We start from the raw sequence: 24,006 nt of genomic DNA on the forward strand, positions 1-24,006 counted from the left end.
TGTAGTACGAGCAGTTAAGTTTGAGCTTCTTCTTTATACTCACAATTTGTGCATTGAATCTGTGTACCTTTTTTAGCTTTTTTCTCTACAAGCATGGAGTCACATTTTGGACAAGGACGAGCTATTGGTTTATCCCATGATATAAAATCACATTCTGGAAATCGATCGCAACCGTAGAATACGCGGCGTTTCTTTGATTTCCTTTCTACTACATTTCCTTCTTTACACTTCGGACATTTTACACCAATTTCTTTGAGAATCGGCTTGGTGTTTCTGCATTCAGGAAAATTAGAACAGGCAAGGAATTTCCCGTATCGTCCCATCTTATATACCATTTCATGGCCGCAATTTTCACATTCAATTCCTGCCGGTTCATCTTTTATCTCTATTTTTTCCATTTCCTCTTCTGCTTTTTTTAATCGTTTCTCAAATTCTTTATAAAATTGATCAATAATGATGAACCATTCGGTTTTCCCTTCTTCAACAGCATCTAAATCACCTTCCATTTTTGCAGTGAAATCGACATCGATGATCTTTGGAAAAAATTCTTCCATCACTTCTGTGACGATGGTACCAAGTTCTGTTGGGCTAAACCGTTTATTATCAATACTTACATAACCTCGTCGTTGTATTGTATCTAAAGTAGGTGCATACGTAGACGGTCTACCAATGCTTAATTCTTCCATTGTTCGTACAAGTCTAGCTTCGGTATATCTTGGAGGAGGCTGTGTGAAGTGTTGATTCGGCTTAATTTCCTTCGCTTCCACTTCCATCCCTTCAGATAAAGCAGGGAGAAATTTATTCTCTTCTTTTTTCTTATCATCCGTACCTTCTATATAAACTTTCATAAACCCTTTGAATTTTACTTTTGACCCAGTTGCTCTAAATTCAACATGATTATTTAATAAGTGCACGGTCATTGTATCCATGATTGCTGGTGCCATTTGACTTGCTAAGAAACGTTCCCAAATTAACTTATAAAGACGAAACTGATCTCTGGATAAACTAGCTTTTAGCGATTTTGGATCTCTGGCAACCGAAGTGGGACGAACTGCTTCATGCGCGTCTTGCGCCCCCTCTGATTTTTTCTGTTTCTTATTTACACCAAGGAATTCCTTTCCATATTGTTCATTAATATATGTTTTTGCTTCATCTTTTGCTGCATCAGATACACGTGTTGAATCCGTACGCATGTACGTAATTAAACCATTAATTCCTCCTGCTTTTTTGCCCAAATCTATTCCTTCATATAATTGCTGCGCAACCATCATCGTTTTTTTCGCTTTAAAATTTAACTTTCTAGCTGCTTCTTGTTGCAAGGATGAAGTAGTAAAAGGCTGCGCTGGATTACGCCGACGTTCCTTCTTGTTCACTTTATTAACAGAGAATGTCTTCCCTTTTATTAATTGAAGTATTTCTTGAACATCCGCTTCTGTTTTCAATTCTTTCTTTTTCCCATCTACGCCGTAAAAAGATCCTTCAAAAGCATCTTTGTCTTTTTGAAATTGTCCTTCAATGGACCAATACTCTTCTGGTTTAAAGTTCTCTATCTCTTTCTCTCTATCAATGATTAGTTTTACTGCTACAGATTGAACCCTTCCAGCACTAAGCCCTTTTTTTATTTTCTTCCATAGTAAAGGACTAATATTATATCCGACTAAACGATCCAAGATTCTTCTGGCTTGTTGCGCATCGACAAGGTCCATGTCAATCGAACGTGGATGTTTAAACGAATTCTTGATAGCATCCTTGGTAATCTCATTAAATACTACACGGCATTCAGATTCCCCATCAATATTCAAAATATGAGCAAGATGCCACGCAATCGCTTCACCTTCTCTATCAGGGTCGGCTGCAAGGTATACTTTTTTTGCTTTCTTTGCTGCTGATTTTAATTCTTTTACAACATCGCCTTTACCACGTATCGTAATATACTTAGGAGCATAACCATTTTCTGTATCAATGCCCGTTTGACTTTTTGGTAAGTCACGGACATGTCCCATTGAAGCTTTCACTTTATATTTTTTTCCTAAATAACGTTCAATCGTCTTTGCTTTTGCAGGTGATTCGACGATTACTAGATAATCTGACATAACATTTCCTCCCAAAATGAGGTTATCAATAGAAAACCATGAACTATCACATAGAACTATAAGGTGATAGTATAATCTTATTTCATTTATTACTGGATTGTTTCTACAATATAACTATTTTATATGCAAACCCATTCAATCGAAAAAATTTAGAAATCTTCACTAATATTAAATATATACAGTACATTTGTCAAACATACACATATAAAAGTAACGCAAATTTGTAAAGATTTTCCTTTTATAAATCCATTGTTGTCAAAGGATTTTAAGGGTTCATTAGAATATATTTTATTTTTTATCCTTTCATCATCATTACGGTTATACGTATGCATGTTTCATCGTTTCCCATTCTTCATAAATATCTTGTGCTTTCGTTACTAGTTTCGCACCATCTTGAATCATTTTGTGACAGCCTGTGGATTGTAAGCTTAATGGAGAACCTGGGACGGCAAAAACTTCTCTTCCTTGATCTAATGCCTGCTCAACCGTAATCAATGTCCCACTCTTTTCTTTAGCTTCAATCACTAATGTGCCAAAACTCAAGCCACTTATGATTCGATTTCTTTCAGGAAAATGGTATTTTGCAGGAGGGGATTCAGGGGCGTATTCAGAAAGAACTAATCCACGATTACTAATTTGTTGAAATAAACTTGTGTTCTCCTTTGGGTAAATATGATGAAATCCACCACCTAATACAGCTATTGTATACCCATTTTTATTCAAAGTAACCTCATGTGCATAACTGTCTATTCCTTTGGCCATTCCACTGACAATCACCCATTCTTGTAGCAGTAAGGGATGTAATATTTTAATTACCTTCTTCATTGCTTCACCTGATGGCAGTCTCGTACCGATTACACTTAATAATGGAAGCTGATTTATTAATGAGAGATTTCCGGATGCGTATAACACAAGTGGTGCATCTTTAATAGCTTTTAACATAGGGGGATAATTATCGTCAAGTATTGTAATTACCTGATAATTGGCTATATCTTTTTCAATTTGACGTAAGAGGGGATAGTGATGTAGATCATTTTGAAGCACAATAGCGTTCTTTAAAGGCATTTGAAAATCATGGCAAATTTGTTGAGGTGTTAGGTGATATAACTCTGTTAAACAGAGATCATCCCACCATTTGCGTAACCACGCTCGCGAGACACCTCGACATCTGCTCAGATGAAGAAGTCGAATTTGTTGATCATTCAATTTGACACTTCCTTTTCCAATAGTATAGAGGGAACCCAACCTTGATTGAGTTCCCTAATGTTTTCTTAATGTGTTTTACACTTTTCTTTAATGCCATTTTCTTCAAGAGCTTTAATCATCGTTTCGCCCATTACAGAAGGCGTTTCTGCTACTTTAATGCCACATTCTGTCATGATACGAATCTTTTCGTCAGCAGTACCTTTTCCACCTGAAATAATGGCACCAGCATGACCCATACGTTTTCCTGGAGGAGCAGTAGCACCACCGATAAATCCGACAACTGGTTTTTTCATATTTGCTTTTACCCATTCAGCAGCTTCTTCTTCCGCTGTTCCACCAATTTCACCGATCATAATTACAGCATATGTTTCTGGGTCTTGGTTGAACGCATCTAGTACATCAATAAAGTTCGTACCATTTACTGGGTCCCCACCAATACCAACGGCAGTAGACTGTCCGTATCCTTCCTCAGATAGCTGATGAACAGCTTCATAAGTTAATGTTCCTGAACGAGAAACAACACCTATATGACCTTTTTTATGAATATAGCCTGGCATGATACCAATTTTACTTTCATCAGCAGTAATTACTCCTGGGCAATTCGGTCCAACTAAACGTGTCTTTTTCCCTTCCATATAACGTTTCACTTTTACCATGTCCATTACGGGAATATGCTCAGTAATACAAATTACTAAATCAAGTTCTGCATCCACAGCTTCTAAGATAGCATCCGCAGCAAATGGGGCTGGTACATATATAACCGAAGCTGTAGCACCAGTTTCGTCAATTGCATCCTGTACAGTATTAAATACAGGGACACCTTCTACCTCAGTACCACCTTTTTTTGGAGTAACACCACCAACAATTTTCGTGCCATAATCAAGCATTTGTTTGGTGTGAAATTTTGCAGTACCACCAGTAATCCCTTGGACAATTACTTTTGTATCTTTATTAATATATACACTCATCTTCGTCCGTCCTTTCCGCAAGATCTGATAATAACGTCAATCGTATTCTATTTATTACTTCACCATGGAGACAATTTTTTCTGCTCCATCAGCCATTGAATTCGCTGATGTAATATTTAATCCAGACTCCTCAAGAATTTGCTTCCCTTTTGAAACATTCGTACCTTCAAGACGTACGACTAATGGAATTTCAAGTCCAACTTGTTTCGTAGCTTCTACGACACCTTCAGCAATAACATCACATTTCATAATACCACCAAAAATATTCACAAAAATTCCTTTGACATGGGCATCTGAAAGAATGATTTTAAATGCTGCCGTTACTTTTTCTGCTGTTGCACCGCCACCAACATCTAGGAAGTTTGCTGGATCGCCACCATAATGTTTAATAATATCCATGGTAGACATAGCTAAACCAGCTCCATTTACCATGCAGCCGATGTTTCCATCTAGCGGAATATAACTTAAATCATATTTGGAAGCTTCGATTTCTTTTTCATCTTCTTCGTCTAGATCACGTAAATCAACCACATCCTTTTGACGGAATAAAGCGTTATCATCAAAATTTAATTTCGAGTCTAGAGCTAGTACTTCTCCATCTCCTGTTGTCACTAATGGATTGATCTCTGCAATTGAACAATCTTTATCAACAAAAGCATTGTATAAGCTTGTCATAAACTTGACAGCTTTACCAATTAATTCATCTGGAATATTAATATTGAATGCAAGTCTACGAGCTTGATAGCCTGATAATCCAACAACTGGGTCAATTACTTCTTTGAATATTTTCTCTGGAGTTGCTGCTGCAACTTCTTCAATTTCTGTTCCGCCTTCTTCTGATGCCATCATAACAACACGAGAAGTTGCGCGATCAAGTACAACACCAACATAGTATTCCTTTTTAATATCGCAGCCTTCTTCAATTAAAAGGCGTTTCACTTCTTTTCCTTCTGGTCCAGTTTGATGTGTTACCAATGTTTTACCTAGTATTTCATTTGCATATGTACGCACATCATCTAAATTTTTTGCGATTTTTACCCCACCGGCTTTACCACGTCCACCAGCATGAATTTGTGCTTTTACTACTGTGACGTCACTTCCTAATTTTTTTGCAGCTTCTACAGCTTCGTCAACCGTATATGCAACATATCCATTAGGAACATTAACACCATATTTTCGCAAAATATCTTTGCCTTGATACTCATGAATGTTCATCCTTAATCCTCCCATCAAATTTCACTGCATTTCCATTGTATAAAAAAACAATAAATTTCACAAGAATTACCGAAATTTATTGTCAATGTTATGTCGAATATTGTACCTCCTATTAGTATTTACTGCTCTAGCTGTTGATCCATTCGATAAATAAAGGCAAATACTTCTGCTACGGCCTCGTATAATTCCTCAGGAATTGATTCATTAATATTCAGCTGTGCTACTAATTCTACTAACGTAGCATCTTCTAATACAGGGACATTATATTCTTTTGCCTTTTCTATGATGTCGTCTGCTACCCACCCTTTACCTACTGCTGAAACAACTGGAGCTGCTTGTTTCGTTTCATCGTATCGAAGAGCTGCTGCCTTGCTATATTTGCCAGTCATACTTTGTAATCCACTCCTTGAGTATGGTAAACCTGCCTATCTAATGATTGCTTGTTGTCTTCGGCATTTTCAATAGGTTTAAATGAAATAGAAGTTAGCGTATACTTCATCTGTTGTAATCCGGTTTTTAATAACGGTTGGAGAGATTTTGAAAGTTCATGCAGTTTTTTATGATTATTAAATACCGTGATTGCAATATGTCGATTTTGAATATGCATTTCAATCATCGTTTCCTTCATCTGCATGAGATCGAGAACAAATAGTATTCGACAATGATCAGGGTCAATCTTACCCTGTTTCGTTTTTCTCCCCTCTATGTTTAGTTCTATATCATTTTTGAACCCTAATTTACTTCCGGGAACGATTAAATGGGATTGCAAGAAACTACTTTCTAACTCCATTACGGATTGTACTTGTATGCCATTTATTCCATGGAGTATTTGCTGTATACGCTCATGAAATATACCTTCGCTGTTACGCAACAGGGATAGCAAGTTTCCTTTGATGCTTGCTTCTTGCAGCTTATTATTAACTAAGCCATGTTCATAATCCATCCCAGATACATGTAAGTACTGGTTTAATAAAGATAAGAATTGTTCCTTTGGAAATGGCAAATGATTTGGTCTTTGAATCAGTAGCAAGACATCTTTTAATTCTGAATATACATCTTGCTTTTGCAACAACTTTAAAGTATCTAAAAGCCGCCCTTCAGCAATATCACCTGTAGAGTTGATGTTTTGCATAGAGTTGATGTTTTGCAGTTGTGGAAATGACTCCATAACTTGTTGCTTGAATTGTTGCCATTCTCCTTTGGTGAAAACAGATGGATTATTCTTAGAAAGTATAAGTTGCTTTTCCCAGTTATTTAGAATGGATGCTGCTTTATCTATGTTTAAACCTTTATCTATAATTAATCCATATAAGTTAGAAATTAAATTACTCCTATTCAAACGCTCATTGTTTGTGAATCCTATATGCTGTAACAATACATGTACGTTTGGTTGCTTTGCTAAAGCTCGACTTAAAAACTGTTGTACAACAAGATTTGTATTAGCAGAAGGTCGGAGCAATTGCATCAATTGTTTTTCTAGCAACGGAGCGTGCTGTTCTTCTTGTTTTTGGATAAAGTCCAATAGCCCTTGCATCTGTCGCGTCAATGAAATCGTTCGCTTCGCATGCAAAGCCTCGAACACTGCTGAAGTAATTGGAAACTGAAATCGTATCATCTCTTTGAGTGTTAGGATTGCCTGTCCTTTATCTTTGCGTTTTGACAATAACTCAAATGCTTGCTTTAATTGGTTTTTGTCAAAAGGGATATGGTCCCGTATTAATTGCTCCATCAGCAATACAGCATACTTAGATGCTTTCAATCCTACTTGATCTAACAATGGAAAACTTCGTTTTGATTGTGAATTATTATGTTCTCCTAAAACCTTTAACACCAAAATTTCATCCATGCTTTGGACTTGAAAATGATAATTGCCGCCAAGCTTTAGGGAGGCTTGTAATTGAGCAATGATGCGCTGATTACCTAGTTGAATCTGTGCTTGATTATCTGGATATATGGTAGTAATTTTCCCTTGCACAATTTGCCCTGGTTTTAAAGGCTTCGTCAACAAAGCGGGATTGGATATAAATTGACGATGAAGGCTAGATACATGCACAGAGCCCTTCCTCCTTTACGATTAAGAGACAACATGTTTAACTGGTGCAAATGAACGCCTGTGATAAGGACAAACCCCGTATTTCTTTATATTTTCCATATGTTGTTTGGTACCATACCCCATATTAGAAGCAAAATCATACATGGGGTATTCACTATGTAATGCTTTCATATAATGATCTCGGGTTACTTTTGCTAGGATACTTGCAGCTGCAATGGAAATACTTTTTGCATCTCCTTTAATGATGGATTCAGATGGGCATGAAAGCTTGTCCAACTCAACAGCATCAATTAATACATGCTCTGGGGATGGACGTAGTTGCTTAATAGCATCCCTCATTGCTAGCTTTGCAGCTTCATATATATTCACTTGATCGATTGTTTCACTATTTACAATAGATATACCGTAACTTATCGCATTTTCTTTAATTGTTTGGTAAAACCGATTTCGAGCGGATTCCGTTAACTGCTTTGAATCATTAAGACCAAGCAGTTCAAAATTCGCAGGTAATATCACTGAAGCAGCAACTACTGGCCCTGCTAAAGGACCTCTGCCAGCTTCATCAACTCCAGCAATATATTCCATTCCTTTTGCAAAACAATTTTGTTCATAACTTGACATTTGTAAAAATTTCTCCTGCAATTCCTTGTTTTTTTGCTGTTTCTTTTCATAACTCGCTATTAATTGTTGAACACCTTTTCGTTCATCGGAACGCAAGTTAGCAATTAATTCTTCACTTAATTCTCCAGCTTCAAATAATTGTTTTAATACAGATATTGAATGTTTATTCATCATCACACCATCTCTCTATTTAGTATCGGTGATATAGCAATAAATGTTAAGGACTATAATTTCAAAAAACTACCCGTTACATGAAACAAGACATCCATCAATAGATGCATGCCTTATGGTTTATGAACGGTATTATACTTCTGCAGGTGTTTCCAAGGAAATTCTACCTAGTTTTCCAGTCCGTAAGTCTCTCATTACGATATCGGAAACTTTTGCAAAATCTACGTTACCACCACTCCCTAAAGCGCCTCTTTGTTTGCCGATATGGACAAATATTTCCCACATATCTTCCATGTTTCGATTAATGACATAGCGGTTTTCCAGATTTTCAGGATAATGCTTCTGCAAATAGGTAATTACATAAGCCACAATATCCTGCAATGATAATAATTGATCTTTAATTGTCCCTATCGCCGCAAGTCGATACCCAACAATTTCCTCTTCGAATTTTGGCCACAGTATTCCAGGCGTATCAAGTAATTCAAAGTCGTTTTTTACTTTAATCCAAATTTGTTGCTTCGTGACACCTGGTTTATCCCCCGTTTTAGCAATTTTTTTATTTGCTAATCGATTAATCAATGTCGATTTACCGACATTTGGTATACCAACAATCATGGCACGAGCTGCCCGTGGTTGTATTCCTTTATTACGTAATTTATCCATTTTTGCTTGGGCCTGTGCCTTTGCTAGCTGGATAACCTGCTTTATATCGGTTTTATCATTAACATTAATTGCGATAGCAGGAATTTGTTTTTCTGAAAAATAATTTATCCACTGATTTGTAATATCTGGATCTGCTAAATCCTTTTTCATCATAACAATCATTTTTGGTTTATTTTGTAATACTTGTTGCAACATTGGATTTTGTGATGATAAAGGCACCCTTGCATCAACTAACTCCATCACAAAATCAACAAGCTTTAATTTTTCTTCTACTTCTCTCCGAGCTTTTGCCATATGCCCGGGAAACCATTGTATGGTCATTATTTAACCTACTTTCCCATCATTTGCATTCTATCTAACGGCCAGTACAGTAAGCTAGTCTTACCAACAATTTGATCCATTGGAATTACGCCAATCACTCGACTATCTGTTGAATTCCCACGATTATCACCTAATACCAAAACATGGTCTGCTGGAATTTCTTGATATCCACCTGGAAGATTTTCCAATGTAAAATCTTCGGTATGAATTTGAAAAGGCTGAGACTTGCCTTCATTGGACTTTAAGAATGGTTCTTTTACCTCTTCTCCATTAATGTACAACACATTATCTTTCACTTCAACATGTTCTCCAGGCAGACCGATCACACGTTTAATAAAATCTTTTTTGGATGACGCATGAAAAACAACCACATCAAAACGTTCTGGTTCATGTAAATGATACGTAAATTTATTTACAATTAATTGATCACCATTATGTAAAGTTGGCAACATGGATGGTCCGTCAACGACAATAGGGGCAAAGAAAAACATGCGAACAATAAACGCTATACCAAAAGCTATCAATAGAGCCTTTAACCAGTCCAACCATTCATTCTTACTTTCTTTTTTCCGTTTTGGCATATTTCCCCCTCCAACTTTGTTGGCAAAATAATTACTTATACTACTTATTTAGTGTATGAGACTATTGCCATTAAATTCATGTGCAAAAAAGGAGCTTGTGCACATTTGCCAAGCTCCTTTCTAAAAGAATTTACCTTACTCGTATACATGCGTTTTTCGACTAGCGACGTTCTTTAATACGAGCTGCTTTACCACGAAGATTTCGTAGGTAGTATAGTTTCGCACGACGAACAATACCACGACGAGATACTTCTATCTTATCAATACGAGGTGAATGCATTGGGAATGTACGTTCTACACCTACACCATAAGAAAGCTTTCTTACAGTAAATGTTTCACTAATTCCACCGTTTTGACGTTTAATAACGACACCTTCGAATACCTGAATACGTTCACGACTACCTTCTACAACTTTAACGTGTACTTTTACTGTATCTCCTGGGCGGAAATCAGGGTGGTCTGTACGTAATTGATCCTTCGTAATGTTTTCAATAATTTTTTGCATTCTGCTTCACTCCTTCCAAACCAATGCTCTTATCTCCTAAGGGACAGCGGAACATCGTTTATAGTACCTAAAGACGAAACTTTAAGCACAACATTTAATATACCATATGAAATAATAGACTTCAACTACTTATTTGTATTCCATTCGTTTAGAAGTTGTTTTTCTTTTTCTGTTAAAGGATAATCATGTAATAAATCATTTCGGCGTTGATATGTCCGTTGTAATGACTGGTTTTTCCGCCATTCTTCGATTTTAGCATGGTTCCCTGATAACAGAACTTCCGGAACTTTCATCCCTCGAAAATCTGCTGGTCTTGTATAATGGGGATGCTCCAACAGTCCGGTTGAATATGAATCCTGAGGAGCTGAGGTATCATTTCCTAATACTTGAGGAAGTAACCGAACGACACTATCCATTACGACCATCGCACCTAATTCTCCGCCGGTCAAGACGTAGTCTCCAATTGAAATTTCATCTGTAACAAGATATTCTCGAATTCTCTCATCATATCCTTCATAATGACCACAAATAAACACTAGGTGCTCTTCATTGGCCAATTCTTCCGCTTTCTTTTGATTGAAGGTTTCACCTTGTGGACACATTAGTACAACCCTTGGTTTTGATTCTTTGCCTTTCATAATTGCATCAACCGCATCAAATACCGGCTGTGGGGTTAAAACCATCCCAGCTCCACCACCGTAGGGATAATCATCCACTTTATGATGCTTATTTACTGTATAATCTCGAAAATTAACTAATTGGTAAGTGAATCTGCCTTTATCTTGTGCTTTTTTTAAAATGGAGGATTGTAACACACCATTAAACATTTCGGGAAATAATGTCAATACGTCAATATGCATCAATCCAACAGTCCTTCCATTGGTTCAATCATTACTTTTTGGGATTGAACATCAACTTCTTTCACGACATCTGTAATGTATGGAATGTACACATCTTTACGTGAATGCCTTCCTACCACCCATACATCATTAGCGCCTGGGGAAAGGATTTCTTTAATCGTCCCAATTTCTTTATCTTCTTGGGTATATACCTTACATCCAATTATTTGGTGATAATAAAATTCAGTCTCACCTAGCTCGGTTAACTGTTTCTCAGTAATCTTTAACTCTAATCCCTTAAATCCAACAACATCATTTATATCTGTAAACCCCTTAAATTGAAGAAGATCGTATCCTTTATGCATGCGATGACCAGTAATGGTCACTGTAAGAGGATCATCATTAGCTCTTATAATATAAAGGGTATTTCCAATTTCAAATCGTTCCTCGAAATCTGTTATACGCAGTACTTTGACTTCCCCTTTAATTCCGTGTGTATTAATTATTTTTCCTACTGTAAACATTTTATCTGTCATTATTCTCACCTGCTATTCATCAATTCGAATGACAATACCATCTTTAATAACGATAGCACGTTCTCCCATTACTTCTTCCCAATGCGAACCTTCAGAGACCTCAACAAGAGCTTCAACTTCTTTTTCCGTAATTTCGCTTCCCAATTCTAACATGTCCAACTGTTCCATTTTAAAATCAGCAAGCTTAATCTTTTCCTTACGATTATTAATTTCTTGCTGAAAACGTTCATTAACCTCTGGTTTTGATATTCCTGCTTTATTTTGTAATTTTCTTTGTTCGAACAGAAGCTGTTGACACTCTTGTTCAAGTCGCATTTTATGATCATGAAAATTAGCTTTTAATTTCTCTTTACTTTTCTCTGTGATTATTTGCTTGATTAGGACTTTTTTGATTATCTTCACAATTATTCCTCGCTCTCACAAAACATCAATATATTTGCAGGTAATGTGTAAAAAGGGAAAGGATTTCCCCCTTTCCCTTTACATAATATCTAAATAAACACGCTTATTGCTATCTGTTTTTGCTGCATAGACAACCGTACGGATTGCTTTAGCAATTCGTCCATTTTTTCCAATCACCTTACCAACATCATCAGGGTGAACGGAGAGATGATAAACCATTTTAGCATTTTCTTCCGTTTCTGTAATTTTAATGTCTTCAGGGTGATCTACAAGTGACGTAATAATAGATTCAATAAGGGCTCTCATGATATCACACTACTTTGCAACTTGATTTTTTTGCTCGTGGAATTTCTTCATGATGCCTTCTTTAGAGAATAGATTACGAACTGTGTCACTAGGTTTTGCACCTTTTGTCATCCAGTCAAGTGCTTTATCTTCATCTATTTTAACTTCAACTGGATTTACAACAGGATTATAAGTTCCGATTTGTTCAATAGAACGTCCATCACGAGGAGAACGTGAATCAGCTACAACAATACGATAAAATGGATTTCTTTTAGATCCCATACGTTTCAAACGAATTTTAACAGCCATGTACTTGCACCTCCAAAATAAATATTTAACACATTTTTAGATTTTAGCAGAAAACTAAAAGTCTGTAAAGTGTTTTTGCATTACAATGTTATAACGCCGTCTATCAAGAAAAGTTTTCATCAATCTAAACGAATACAGTCTTACATAAACGGAAATTTCATTCCCTTTCCTTTTTTCCTTTTTGCATGTTTGTCATTTGCTTCATCATTTTCTTCATCTCATCAAATTGCTTTAACAACCGATTAACTTGTGATACAGAAGTTCCGGAACCCTTTGCAATTCGTTTTTTTCTACTTGCGTTCATTAAGCTTGGATCTTGACGCTCTTTTTTAGTCATTGATTGAATAATAGCTTCTACATGCGTAATTTGCTTTTCATCAATTTGGGCATTTTTTAGACCCTTCATTTTATTTGCACCAGGGATCATAGACATTAGATCCTCTAAAGGTCCCATGTTTTTTACTTGTCCCATTTGTTCTAAAAAGTCATCAAAAGTAAATGACATCGTACGCATTTTTTCTTCTAATTCTTTCGCCTGCTTTTCATCTACATTGGTCTGTGCTTTTTCTATTAACGAAAGTACGTCTCCCATACCTAGGATACGCGAGGCCATGCGGTCCGGATGGAATGCTTCTAATTCATCCAACTTCTCTCCCATACCAGCAAATTTGATTGGCTTGTCGGTAACAGCTTTAATTGAAAGAGCAGCACCACCACGTGTATCACCATCTAATTTGGTTAAGACAACTCCAGTAATATCCAGCTGCTCATTAAAGCTTTCAGCAACATTCACTGCATCTTGTCCTGTCATAGAATCAACAACTAGATAAATCTCTTCAGGGTTGACCTTTGCTTTAATATCTTGTAATTCTTCCATTAATTCATTGTCAACATGCAAACGTCCTGCTGTATCAATGATGACATAATCATGATGTTCTTCCTTTGCTTTTTCAATCGCTTTTGTCGCAATATCCACCGGATCAGCTTCGGTTCCCATAGAAAATACGGGCATATCAAGCTGTTGACCAAGTGTCTCTAATTGTTTAATCGCTGCCGGCCGGTACACATCACAAGCAACAAGTAATGGCGAACGATTATGCTTTTTACGAAGTAGATTAGCTAATTTACCTGAAGTTGTCGTTTTACCAGCACCTTGCAGACCAGTCATCATTATAACCGTTGGACCTCGATCAGCGACGGCAATTTTACTTTGTTCTCCACCCATTAATATGGTTAATTCATCTTTTACTACCTTAATTACTTGCTGACCTGGTGTCAGGCTATCCATTACTTCCTGACCAACAGCTCTTTCTTTAATTCTTTTAATTAAATCTTTTACTACTTTATAGTTTACGTCGGCTTCAAGTAAGGCAAGACGTACTTCCCTTGTCATTTCTTTAACATCTTGCTCAGAAACTTTTCCTTTACCAGTAATTTTTTTGATTGTACTTTGCAAACGGTCGGCCAAGCCTTCAAATGCCATAGAAGGTGTCCCCCTAATCTAATTCTTTTAATTTATCAATAAGGTGTTGTATCTGATTATCTTTATCCCTTACTAATTCTTCTAAGCTTTCCATAACTTTTAGACGCTGCTGAAACTTATCGTACAGTAAAAGCTTTTCTTCATATGTTTCCAACATATGTTCCGTTCGTCTTATATTATCATAGACAGCTTGTCTGGATACATGAAACACTTCTGATATTTCACCTAGAGAATAATCTTCCAAGTAATACATTTCCATGTAATTGCGCTGTTTGGGTGTTAGTAATGCCTGGTAAAAATCAAAAAGATAATTCATACGTGTTGTTTTTTCTAGCATAATCCACACCCCTTGTTAAGTGATTTACCTTTACAATTATAATAACGAACGATACGTTTACGTGTCAAGCAATGACTCATTCATCCTCTTCTAACATGTCCGCAAATAATCCATACACAAATGCATGTGCATCAAATTCCTGTAAATCTTCCATACCTTCTCCAAGTCCTACAAACTTAACCGGTATTTGTAATTCATTGCGAATGGCTAAGACAATGCCACCTTTTGCTGTGCCGTCTAATTTCGTTAATACAATACCAGAAACATCTGTAGCTTCAGCAAAAGTTTTTGCTTGATTTAGTGCATTCTGACCAGTGGTTGCATCTAAAACCAATAATACTTCGTGAGGTGCCTGGGGAACCTCACGTTCAATAACTCGTTTTACTTTCGCTAATTCATTCATTAAATTTACTTTGTTCTGTAACCTACCTGCTGTATCACAAATTAATACATCTGCCTTCCGAGACTTAGCAGCTTTAATTCCGTCATAGATCACCGCAGCAGGATCGCTCCCCGCAGTTTGCTTAATGACATCGACGCCTGCTCGTTCTCCCCAAATATCCAGTTGTTCTATCGCACCTGCTCTAAACGTATCACCAGCTGCAAGTATAACTTGTTTCCCTTCGCTTTTTAATTGATGAGCTAGCTTTCCGATTGATGTAGTTTTTCCAGCACCGTTCACACCAACAACTAAAATAATGGATAATTGACCTGTTTGTAATTGAAGCTTTTCCGTTTTAGGATCTTCATCTCCATAGTAAATCTCAACCAACTTCTCTGAAATTACTTCCTTCATTTGTTCAGAATCCTTTATATTTTGGCGCTTTACTTCCATTTTTAGTTCGTCAATTAAATCCATTACAGTGGCAACACCCGTATCAGCAGAGATCAAAACTTCTTCTAATTCCTCGAAAAACTCCTCATCCACTTTACGATAACGGGCGATTAAATCATTAATCTTCCCAGAAAACGTTTGGCGTGACTTTTTCATTCCATCTTTATATTTGGCTGATACTTCTTCTACTTCTTCTTCACTTTTTTGGAATTTATTCTTTAATTTGTCCATGAATCCCATAAAACCGCCTCCTTAAGCATTTACTAATTCTTCGGTATCTTCTAAGCGCACAGACACAAGCCTTGATACACCGGATTCTTGCATCGTTACACCATATAGTACATCCGCTTCTTCCATTGTTCCTTTACGATGAGTTATTACGATAAACTGGGTATTTTGACTAAATAACTTAATATACTTAGCGAATCGAACTACATTAGCTTCGTCCAAAGCAGCTTCTACTTCATCTAAGACACAAAATGGAACTGGACGAACGCGTAAAATCGCGAAAAGTAGTGCTATTGCAGTTAGTGCCCTTTCTCCACCAGACAATAATCCTAAATGCTGTAGTTTCTTTCCTGGTGGCTGTGCAACGATGTCGACTCCTGTGTCTAATAAGTTTTGAGGATCGGTTAATTTTAATTCCGCATGTCCACCACCAAAAAGCTGCTGAAATACAATTGCAAACTCGTCTTTTATCTTGGTAAACGTCTCCCCAAATCGTTTGATCATCTCTTCATCCATTTCTGCAATTACGGTATATAATGTTTGCTTTGCCTCTACTAGATCTGTTTGCTGTTCCGTTAAAAAGTTGTAACGTTCAGCAATTCGCTCATATTCATCAATTGCACCTAAATTAACAGTACCTAAACCTTCAATTTGTTGTTTTAGTTGATTTACTATAGCTTGAGCTTCCTCTTTATTTTTAGCTTTTTCATAGGATTGCTTCGCTTTATCATAGCTGATCGTATATTCATTTTGCAAATGCGATAGAAGATTCTCTAGTTCGACATCCATTCGATTTGACTGGACTTCTTTCTGTTGAATATCTTGCCTGATTATTTCGTACTGCTTTGTGTCTTGCTTTAAATCATGGTCTTTATCTTGTAATTGTTGCGATTGCTCTGCTCGTTTTGTTTTTTGCTCCTGGATTTCATTGGTGATTTGCGCTTTGTTATCCATTTGCACTGTAATCGTTTCATCAATTTCTTCTTCGGTTTCATTTGATTCTTGGAAACCGAGTAACTGCTGTATTTCTTCTTGGAAAGCATCGTATTGATTCTGTAATTCTGTCAGTTGTTTTTGAACCGTACTTGTTTTATTTCGTTGGCTCTTCACTCGCTCATCTTGCTCTGCAAGGAGAATTTGATTACGATGCATCTCTTCCTGAAGTTTTTCTTTATTTTCTTTAACCTCTGTTTGCTGCTTCGTTAAGGTTTCGATCTCCTGCTCTAGATTTTTTGCATTGACAGTTAGTTGTTGTAGTTCTTGATCGATAGCTGTTTGCCTTTTGTTCATTTGTACAGTGTCTTCATCAAATTGCTGCTTATCTTGATCATACAATTGTAAGTTTTCATTCATCGTCTGTATTTTCATTTCCAATTCACGATGTTGGGATTGCAATTCCTGTAAATGCTGCTGCTCCGATTGTTGTGACGACTCAGCAAGTGTTAATTGACGTTCTACCTCTTGAACAGCTTGTTTTTGCTCACGAAGATTTTGTTCAAAACGCAAGATTTTTTCTTGGAATTCTGTTAGCTTCTCGGTCATTTCCTGTAAATCTTTCTCTCGAGTAAACAATGACTGGTTGGTCTTTTTTTGTGCCCCACCAGACATTGAACCTCCAGGATTAACCACATCTCCTTCCAATGTAACAATACGGAAACGTCTCATCACCATGTTGGCAATTTCATTTGCATCCTTTAATGATTGAGCAATAATCACATGCCCCATTAAATGATTAATTGCTTTTTGATAGTGGTTAGTCGTATCGATTAATTGCGCAGCGATACCAATATAACCCGCATGTTCCTCTATGTTACGGACCGTATTCTCTGGTATAGATCGTTCTTGAATCGTACTTAATGGAAGAAACGTTGCTCGACCACTATTGGTTTGTTTCAACCAGCCGATTGACTTTCTTGCAGCTTTATCATCTTTTACGATGATATGTTGTGCTTGCCCGCCTAACACGGTTTCAATTGCAGTAATATAAGGTTTGGGGACCTCTATGAGTTCAATGACAGCTCCGTAGATATCCGATAATTTACCATTCTCTCGAGCCGTTAACACAGCTTTAACGCCATGGAAAAACCCTTGAAAGTCTTCTTTCATTTCTTCTAACATTTCTCTTTTTGATTTTATTTTTTCTACATATTGATAGCCTTGATATAATTTCGTTTGTGCATCTTGAAACTCATTTCGTTTCATTTCCAATGTTTGTTTTAATGCCTTTACTTTGTTTTCTTTTTCATAAGAAGTGGCTTCTTGTATTTGTAAGTCTTTGCTTATTTGTTGCAATTGCTGTTGAAGTGTTTCTCTTTCCTGAACGAGATCAGCGAATTTCGTTTCCTGTTTTTCTTTTTTACCATTCAGTTGTTGAAGTCTCTCTTCGATCGATTGTCTTTCATTCCGTTTTACTGCTTGTTTATTTAGATACTCAATGTATTCCGACTTTAAATCTTCTATTTTCTCTTCTAAGTTTTCTTTACCTAATTGGAGTTTCTGATCTAATTGATTTACTATACCCGCTGTTTCTTGTTTCGTCTGTTCTAGTTCAGCCAAATGCTTCTTTTCTTGTATTAATTCATCATGTAATTTTCCAATTCGAACTGAAGTATCGTCTTTCTGTGCCTCTAATTTTGTTTTATTTTCTTCAAAATGCTTGTTCTTTTCAAGAAAAAGCTGTTTTTTTCCCTCGTATTTTTCTAATGTTTGCGTAGCTGCTAACAAATCTGCTTGTAATTTTTCAATCGCTTCATCTATTTGCTCGATCATTTGTCGTCGTTCTTCTTGGGCTGTTTCTTTTTGTTCAATGGATGCTTTTATATGTTGTTCTTTTTGTTTTGCTTGTTCTAATTCATTTCGTTTGGTTTCCCATTGTTTATGTAGTACTTCTATTTCAGCTAGCAAATAAGCTATCTCTTTTTCTTTTAACTGATCTTTTAATTGCAAATATTTACTGGCTGTGTCTGCCTGCGCTTTTAATGGTTCAATTTGTTGTTCAATTTCATGAATAATATCTTCTACACGATTCAGGTTTTCTTGTGTTTCTGCTAATTTATATTCCGATTTCTTTTTTCTTTGTTTGTATTTTAATACCCCAGCAGCTTCTTCGAATATCGTTCTTCGTTCCTCAGCTTTGGAACTTAATATTTCTTCAACTTTTCCTTGACTAATAATCGAGAATGCTTCTCTCCCGAGCCCAGAGTCCATAAATAAATCTACAATATCCTTTAATCGACAAGCCTGATTATTAATAAAGAATTCACTTTCACCAGATCGAAAAACACGCCTCGTAACACTTACTTCCTCATAATCCAATGGAAGTTGTTGATCGTGATTATCGAGTACCAATGTAACTTCTGCTACATTCAATGCTTTTCGTGTATCGCTGCCCTGAAAAATAATGTCTTCCATTTTCGATCCTCGTAAGGATTTTGCTGACTGTTCTCCAAGCACCCACCGAATGGCATCCGTTATATTGCTTTTCCCGCTGCCATTTGGTCCTACTACTGCCGTAACACCAGGTACAAAATCAACATTTATCCGTTTAGCAAAAGATTTAAAGCCTACACTTTCCAGCCTTTTTAAATACATATTACATTCTCCTATTTATCTTAAAGAACATCTTCAATTTTACTTACGAAGATTCTCATTAAACTATTACAATATACTTTATTAATATTAAATAATACAATTTGGCTTTTTACCGCATTTATTTTATCATAAACATAGGAACAAAAGAAGAGATGATGCTATACATACTCAAGTTTATATGGAAGGAGTGGGGAATATTGAACTTAGAGCAACCAACAGAGGAAAATCTGAAAATACTATTGGATGGGATTGCAGAACGATTAGATGTCGTTAATCGCACGATTATGGATCCAAAGGATTATGACTTAAACAAGTATAATGAATTAAAGCTCATGTATGATATGATTAACCAAAAAGGCCATTTAAGTGCACAAGAAACGCAAGCATTCATTGAAGAATTAAGAGCTGTACGGAAACAATCATCATAATGCATAGAAAAAGGCTGTATTTTGGTACAGCCTTTTTCTAAACATTATACTTATCTATCGCTGCTTTGGCGGCACGCTGTTCTGCTTCTTTTTTGGTTCTGCCTACACCTGAACCATATACTTCGTCCTTCAAAAATACATTTGCAACAAACTCTTTATGGTGTGAAGGCCCTCTTTCCTCGACAATCTTATAAGACACGGAATGGTTTCGCACCTGTTGAATTAACTCTTGCAATTGACTTTTGTAATCCATCGCATGGGAAAAAGCACCATTTATTATCTTAGGAAAAACAAACGTTTCAAGAAATTGTAAAGACGCATTAAATCCTTTATCTAAATATAAGGCGCCTAGAAAAGCTTCAAAAACATCTGCTAGTAAAGCGGAGCGATCACGGCCGCCTGTTTGTTCTTCACCTTTCCCTAAACGAATAAACTGCCCCAATTCTAATCCTCTAGCAAAACTTGCTAACGAAGGTTCACAAACAATAGAGGCGCGTAATTTAGTCATTTCTCCTTCTGGCATATGCGGATGCTCCCGGAATAAGTATTGGGAAACGCCTAGTTCCAATACAGCATCTCCTAAGAATTCCAGACGCTCATTATCAGCATATCCTTCATCACGATGCTCATTCACATAGGATGAATGCGTAAATGCCTGCGTTATTAAATTATGATCTCGAAACTGAATATCCAATTGTTGTTCTAACTGAGCAATATTCATGTCGGCACCTCAATTTGTTAAAAATATACGGAAAGTCTCGCTTCATGCGAGACTTTCTTCAACTGTTAACCCTTAATGTTATTTATGTAGTTAACAGCATCTCCTACTGTATTTATTTTTTCAGCTTCTTCATCAGCAATTTCCATATCAAATTCGTCTTCCAGTTCCATTACTAGTTCAACAACGTCTAATGAATCTGCCTCTAAATCATCTTTAAAAGATGCCTCCATAGTTACTTTTGACTCTTCCACATCAAGACGATCAACAATCATATCTTTTACACGATCAAATACATCTGCCACGGCATTTCACCTCCTTTCAATTAGTAAATGGATGATTACATAACCATGCCGCCATCGATATGAATCGTTTGACCGGTAATATAATTAGCATCATCACTTGCTAAGAAGCGGACGACTTTAGCAACATCTTCTGGTTCCCCTAGTTTTTCCAAAGGTATCATCTGCAACATCTGATTATGTTGTTCTTCTGTAAGAGCGTCCGTCATATCTGTCGAAATAAACCCAGGCGCAACTGCATTAACATGGATATTTCTGGAAGCTAGCTCTTTCGCAGTTGTTTTTGTTAGCCCAATTACTCCTGCTTTTGCAGCAACATAATTTGCTTGTCCAGGGTTGCCGCTAATACCTACAATGGAAGCTACATTCACAATTTTCCCAGATCGTTGTTTCATCATTTGTCTGGTAACAGCCTTTGTACAAACAAATACGCCTTTTAAGTTGGTATTTATAACTTCATCAAATTCAGTTTCTTTCATTCTCATTAATAAATTGTCTCTCGTAATTCCAGCATTATTAACAAGTATATCTAATGATCCAAACTGAGATACTACTTCTTTCATCATATCTTTTACACTTGTTTCACTTGCAACATCAGCCTGTACAATGAATGCTTCTCTTCCCATTTGTTTAATTTCTTCAGCTACTGCTTGGGCTTTCGCCTCATTCCCAGAATAATTAATGGCAACATTTGCACCTTGCTTTGCTAATTCTAATGCAATTGCACGACCAATACCACGTGAAGCTCCTGTTACTAGCGCATTTTTCCCGTTAAGCATTAAATATCCTCCCTATACCAAGCTATGAATTCTTCTAAAGACGCTGTATCTTGGACCGCAAATGTTTTTGTTCTTCTATTTATTTTCCTAACCAAACCACTCAATACTTTACCATTTCCGACTTCTACAAATGCATCCATGTCATGGTCCATCATATTCATTATCGATTCTTCAAAACGAACTGGCGAATAAAGCTGCTTAATTAATAAATTCTTGATTTCATTACTTTCGCGAACAGGTGAAGCTGAAACATTTGCATATACCGGTATGGTTGCATCTTTAATCGACACTTCATTTAAATAATTAGCGAATGATTCATTTGCAGCCTTCATTAGACGAGAGTGGAATGGCCCACTAACATTTAATGGCATGACCCGTTTTGCACCTTTAGATTTTAGTATAGTTGTAGCTTGTTCTATTCCTTTAACAGATCCAGAAATAACGATTTGTCCAGGACAATTTAAATTTGCAAGATCTACAATCTCATCATCTATTTCGTCTAATCCTGCTTGAATAGTTTCGACATCTAATCCCAATACAGCCGCCATTGTCCCTTGTCCTTTTGGGAAAGCTTGTTCCATTAGCTTACCACGTGTTGATACTAACGGAAGTGCCTCTTCTAATGAGATAGCACCTGCGGCTACTAATGCACTATATTCCCCTAAGCTATGTCCAACGGTCATAACTGGTTGTACCTCATGTTTTAACAAAAGTGTGTGGAGTGCTACACTCATTAAAAGTAAAGCAGGTTGGGCATTCTCTGTTTCTGTTAATCTTTCCTTCGGCCCCTCAAACATTATTTTGGTTAAATCTGTATTAAGCGTACGATCTGCCTCTTCAAATAGCTGTTTCATATCTGGATATGTTTCATATAACTCTTTTCCCATTCCTACTTCTTGAGACCCTTGTCCGGGAAACATGAAAGCTACTTTTTTCATGATTAATCCTCCTTATCCAATTCCATTGTCTCCACTGTTTGCTTAATTGTATCTGTTATATGGTTATTAACCATATGACAAGTTTGTTTAATTGCATTCAGGATAGCTCGTTGATCAGAGGATCCGTGTGCTTTAACTACAGGAGCAGCCAGACCAAAAAGGCCAGCACCCCCATACTCCGAGTAGTCCAACTTACCTTTCAGAGCTTTTAGATCGTTTTTCATTAATCCTGCGGCAATCTTTGTTTTCGTTGATGTCATAAATGTGTCCTTTATCATAGAAAACATGGATTCAGCTGTACCTTCAATTGTTTTTAAAGCTATATTTCCTGTAAAACCATCTGTCACGACGACATCCGCAACATTTGCTAAGACATCTCTTGCTTCTACATTTCCGACAAAATGGAGAGGGGCATCTTGTAATAGCTGAAAAGTTCTTTTGGTAAGATCATTTCCTTTACCATTCTCGGTACCAACATTTAATAAGCCTATTCTTGGATGTTTAATCCCCCTAACCTTTTCAGCATAAATGGATCCCATTATTGCATATTGAAGTAAGTGGTTAGGCTTTGCGTCAACGTTTGCCCCGACATCCAACAGTAGGAAACCTTGTCCATCAATCGTTGGTAAAGTTGGACTTAAAGCTGGACGATCGATACCGTTAATTCTTCCCACAACAAATAGGCCAGCACTCATTAACGCTCCTGTATTTCCTGCTGAGATACAAGCATCTGCGTTACCCTCTTTAACTTCGTGAGCCATTAATACAAGGGAAGCATTTTTTTTCCTGCGAACAGCGCGCACAGGCTCATCTTCTGAAGTAATTACTTCTTTGGTATGTAAGACATGGATATTTGTTGCATTTGTTAGGTACTGATTAATTTGTTCTTCATCACCGATTAACGTAATTTCTAATGCTTCAATCTGGGAGACCGCCTCCATGGCACCCAAAACGGCTGCTTTTGGAGCATGATCGCCTCCCATTGCATCTATTGCTATTTTCATTTAGTGTTCTCCTTTATGCTCGTTGGATTGATACATATGAAAATTGCCTGTAAACACCATTTCATTCTCTACAAAACTTTGCACTTGAACAAGTGTTAAACCTTTCGCTTTTCCTTCTACGGTAGCCTTAGCAATAACACGTTCTCCTTCATTTACTTGTCTCGTGAATTTCAGTTCAGATTTAGCCGTCAATGCTAATTCATCGTTTATTACAGCTACTGCTAATGAATTTGCTTGCGCAAATAAATGGTGACCACGCGCAATCTTATTACGAGAAAATACATGCTCCGATCCAATATCTAAGATAGAAATAGCACGGCTATCCAATTCAAGATCTATGACTTCACCAATAACTTCTTCCAATGGTAATGCTTTTACCGTTTCATTCCACTGATCCGTCGCAACTGACTTTATGCGTTGTCGTAATTCTGGAATAGACAGTTCCATTCGGTCCAAACGTATGGTTTGAATACTAACCTCAAATTTCTTCGCTAATTCTTCATCCGTTATAAATGGGGTTTGTTCTATTGTATCTTTTAATAATCGTTGCCGATCAGCCTTTGGTCGCTTCATTCTTGCACCGTCCATATCATTA

General features: G+C 36.8%; 25 protein-coding genes and 1 pseudogene. 1 reads left to right on the forward strand and 25 read right to left on the reverse strand.

All coding sequences use genetic code 11. The features are described from left to right. Positions 1-14: 14 nt before the first annotated feature. The 19 genes and pseudogenes from topA to smc all read right to left on the reverse strand — a co-directional run bounded on the left by topA (position 15) and on the right by smc (position 19,242). The gene (gene topA, locus BN990_RS11650; RefSeq protein ID WP_021291589.1) at positions 15-2,093 is read right to left on the reverse strand and encodes a type I DNA topoisomerase; all 2,079 of its coding nucleotides are present in this window, start codon (positions 2,091-2,093) and stop codon (positions 15-17) included. Positions 2,094-2,411: 318 nt separating this feature from the next. Next, the gene (dprA, locus tag BN990_RS11655; RefSeq protein ID WP_038244334.1) at positions 2,412-3,299 is read right to left on the reverse strand and encodes a DNA-processing protein DprA; all 888 of its coding nucleotides are present in this window, start codon (positions 3,297-3,299) and stop codon (positions 2,412-2,414) included. A 65-nt stretch (positions 3,300-3,364) separates the two neighbouring features. Beyond that, complete coding sequence (gene sucD, locus BN990_RS11660) at positions 3,365-4,267, reverse strand: succinate--CoA ligase subunit alpha (protein ID WP_021291591.1); 903 nt, start codon at positions 4,265-4,267, stop codon at positions 3,365-3,367. A gap of 54 nt (positions 4,268-4,321) precedes the next feature. Further along, complete coding sequence (gene sucC / locus BN990_RS11665) at positions 4,322-5,482, reverse strand: ADP-forming succinate--CoA ligase subunit beta (RefSeq protein WP_038244383.1); 1,161 nt, start codon at positions 5,480-5,482, stop codon at positions 4,322-4,324. A gap of 119 nt (positions 5,483-5,601) precedes the next feature. Beyond that, a complete protein-coding gene (locus BN990_RS11670; RefSeq protein ID WP_021291593.1) occupies positions 5,602-5,871 on the reverse strand; it encodes an EscU/YscU/HrcU family type III secretion system export apparatus switch protein in 270 nt (89 codons plus the stop codon). Beyond that, positions 5,868-7,535 carry a hypothetical protein gene (locus BN990_RS11675; protein WP_038244386.1) on the reverse strand — a complete coding sequence of 556 codons (1,668 nt, stop codon included), beginning with the start codon at positions 7,533-7,535 and terminating at the stop codon, positions 5,868-5,870. Before BN990_RS11675 ends, BN990_RS11670 begins: the two co-directional genes overlap by 4 nt. 21 nt (positions 7,536-7,556) lie before the next feature. Next, positions 7,557-8,327 (reverse strand): ribonuclease HII, encoded by a 771-nt coding sequence (locus BN990_RS11680; protein WP_031335595.1) that lies wholly within the window; start codon positions 8,325-8,327, stop codon positions 7,557-7,559. Between the two features lie 132 nt (positions 8,328-8,459). Beyond that, complete coding sequence (gene ylqF, locus BN990_RS11685; protein ID WP_038244388.1) at positions 8,460-9,311, reverse strand: ribosome biogenesis GTPase YlqF; 852 nt, start codon at positions 9,309-9,311, stop codon at positions 8,460-8,462. Positions 9,312-9,319: 8 nt separating this feature from the next. Further along, complete coding sequence (gene lepB / locus BN990_RS11690) at positions 9,320-9,892, reverse strand: signal peptidase I (protein WP_021291597.1); 573 nt, start codon at positions 9,890-9,892, stop codon at positions 9,320-9,322. A 160-nt stretch (positions 9,893-10,052) separates the two neighbouring features. Further along, the gene (gene rplS / locus BN990_RS11695; RefSeq protein WP_021291598.1) at positions 10,053-10,397 is read right to left on the reverse strand and encodes a 50S ribosomal protein L19; all 345 of its coding nucleotides are present in this window, start codon (positions 10,395-10,397) and stop codon (positions 10,053-10,055) included. Between the two features lie 125 nt (positions 10,398-10,522). Then, the gene (gene trmD / locus BN990_RS11700) at positions 10,523-11,257 is read right to left on the reverse strand and encodes a tRNA (guanosine(37)-N1)-methyltransferase TrmD (protein ID WP_031335596.1); all 735 of its coding nucleotides are present in this window, start codon (positions 11,255-11,257) and stop codon (positions 10,523-10,525) included. Then, the gene (gene rimM, locus BN990_RS11705) at positions 11,257-11,772 is read right to left on the reverse strand and encodes a ribosome maturation factor RimM (RefSeq protein WP_021291600.1); all 516 of its coding nucleotides are present in this window, start codon (positions 11,770-11,772) and stop codon (positions 11,257-11,259) included. The genes trmD and rimM overlap by 1 nt, the downstream gene beginning before the upstream one ends. 12 nt (positions 11,773-11,784) lie before the next feature. Beyond that, entirely contained in the window at positions 11,785-12,174 is a 390-nt protein-coding gene (locus BN990_RS11710) for a YlqD family protein (protein ID WP_021291601.1), read from the reverse strand. Positions 12,175-12,252: 78 nt separating this feature from the next. Then, positions 12,253-12,480, reverse strand: coding sequence for a KH domain-containing protein (locus tag BN990_RS11715; protein WP_021291602.1), 228 nt, complete (start codon positions 12,478-12,480; stop codon positions 12,253-12,255). 9 nt (positions 12,481-12,489) lie between these two features. Beyond that, on the reverse strand, positions 12,490-12,768 hold the full coding sequence (rpsP, locus tag BN990_RS11720; RefSeq protein ID WP_021291603.1) for a 30S ribosomal protein S16: 279 nt from the start codon (positions 12,766-12,768) through the stop codon (positions 12,490-12,492). A gap of 140 nt (positions 12,769-12,908) precedes the next feature. Further along, positions 12,909-14,251, reverse strand: a pseudogene (gene ffh, locus BN990_RS11725) (signal recognition particle protein). A gap of 13 nt (positions 14,252-14,264) precedes the next feature. Then, on the reverse strand, positions 14,265-14,588 hold the full coding sequence (locus BN990_RS11730; RefSeq protein ID WP_038244397.1) for a putative DNA-binding protein: 324 nt from the start codon (positions 14,586-14,588) through the stop codon (positions 14,265-14,267). Between the two features lie 76 nt (positions 14,589-14,664). After that, a complete protein-coding gene (ftsY, locus tag BN990_RS11735; protein ID WP_021291606.1) occupies positions 14,665-15,663 on the reverse strand; it encodes a signal recognition particle-docking protein FtsY in 999 nt (332 codons plus the stop codon). A 12-nt stretch (positions 15,664-15,675) separates the two neighbouring features. Further along, positions 15,676-19,242: a chromosome segregation protein SMC gene (gene smc, locus BN990_RS11740; protein WP_038244407.1), complete on the reverse strand. Its 3,567-nt coding sequence runs from the start codon at positions 19,240-19,242 to the stop codon at positions 15,676-15,678. Positions 19,243-19,439: 197 nt separating this feature from the next. Here smc and BN990_RS11745 point away from each other — a divergent pair, with 197 nt between their 5' ends. Then, on the forward strand, positions 19,440-19,670 hold the full coding sequence (locus BN990_RS11745; protein WP_021291608.1) for a DUF1128 domain-containing protein: 231 nt from the start codon (positions 19,440-19,442) through the stop codon (positions 19,668-19,670). Positions 19,671-19,707: 37 nt separating this feature from the next. On the opposite strand, the gene rnc is transcribed toward BN990_RS11745, so the two are convergent. The 6 genes from rnc to fapR all read right to left on the reverse strand — a co-directional run bounded on the left by rnc (position 19,708) and on the right by fapR (position 23,984). Further along, the gene (rnc, locus tag BN990_RS11750; protein WP_038244409.1) at positions 19,708-20,391 is read right to left on the reverse strand and encodes a ribonuclease III; all 684 of its coding nucleotides are present in this window, start codon (positions 20,389-20,391) and stop codon (positions 19,708-19,710) included. A gap of 65 nt (positions 20,392-20,456) precedes the next feature. Continuing rightward, positions 20,457-20,693, reverse strand: coding sequence for an acyl carrier protein (gene acpP, locus BN990_RS11755; protein ID WP_021291610.1), 237 nt, complete (start codon positions 20,691-20,693; stop codon positions 20,457-20,459). A gap of 35 nt (positions 20,694-20,728) precedes the next feature. Continuing rightward, complete coding sequence (gene fabG / locus BN990_RS11760; RefSeq protein ID WP_021291611.1) at positions 20,729-21,469, reverse strand: 3-oxoacyl-[acyl-carrier-protein] reductase; 741 nt, start codon at positions 21,467-21,469, stop codon at positions 20,729-20,731. Next, positions 21,469-22,407, reverse strand: a complete 939-nt coding sequence (fabD, locus tag BN990_RS11765; RefSeq protein ID WP_038244412.1) for an ACP S-malonyltransferase — start codon at positions 22,405-22,407, stop codon at positions 21,469-21,471. The genes fabG and fabD overlap by 1 nt, the downstream gene beginning before the upstream one ends. A 2-nt stretch (positions 22,408-22,409) precedes the next feature. Then, the gene (gene plsX, locus BN990_RS11770; protein WP_021291613.1) at positions 22,410-23,411 is read right to left on the reverse strand and encodes a phosphate acyltransferase PlsX; all 1,002 of its coding nucleotides are present in this window, start codon (positions 23,409-23,411) and stop codon (positions 22,410-22,412) included. Further along, positions 23,412-23,984 (reverse strand): transcription factor FapR, encoded by a 573-nt coding sequence (fapR, locus tag BN990_RS11775; RefSeq protein ID WP_021291614.1) that lies wholly within the window; start codon positions 23,982-23,984, stop codon positions 23,412-23,414. Positions 23,985-24,006 lie beyond the last annotated feature (22 nt).

Source organism: Virgibacillus salexigens, from assembly GCF_000723585.1.
Taxonomy (GTDB): domain Bacteria; phylum Bacillota; class Bacilli; order Bacillales; family Amphibacillaceae; genus Virgibacillus; species Virgibacillus salexigens.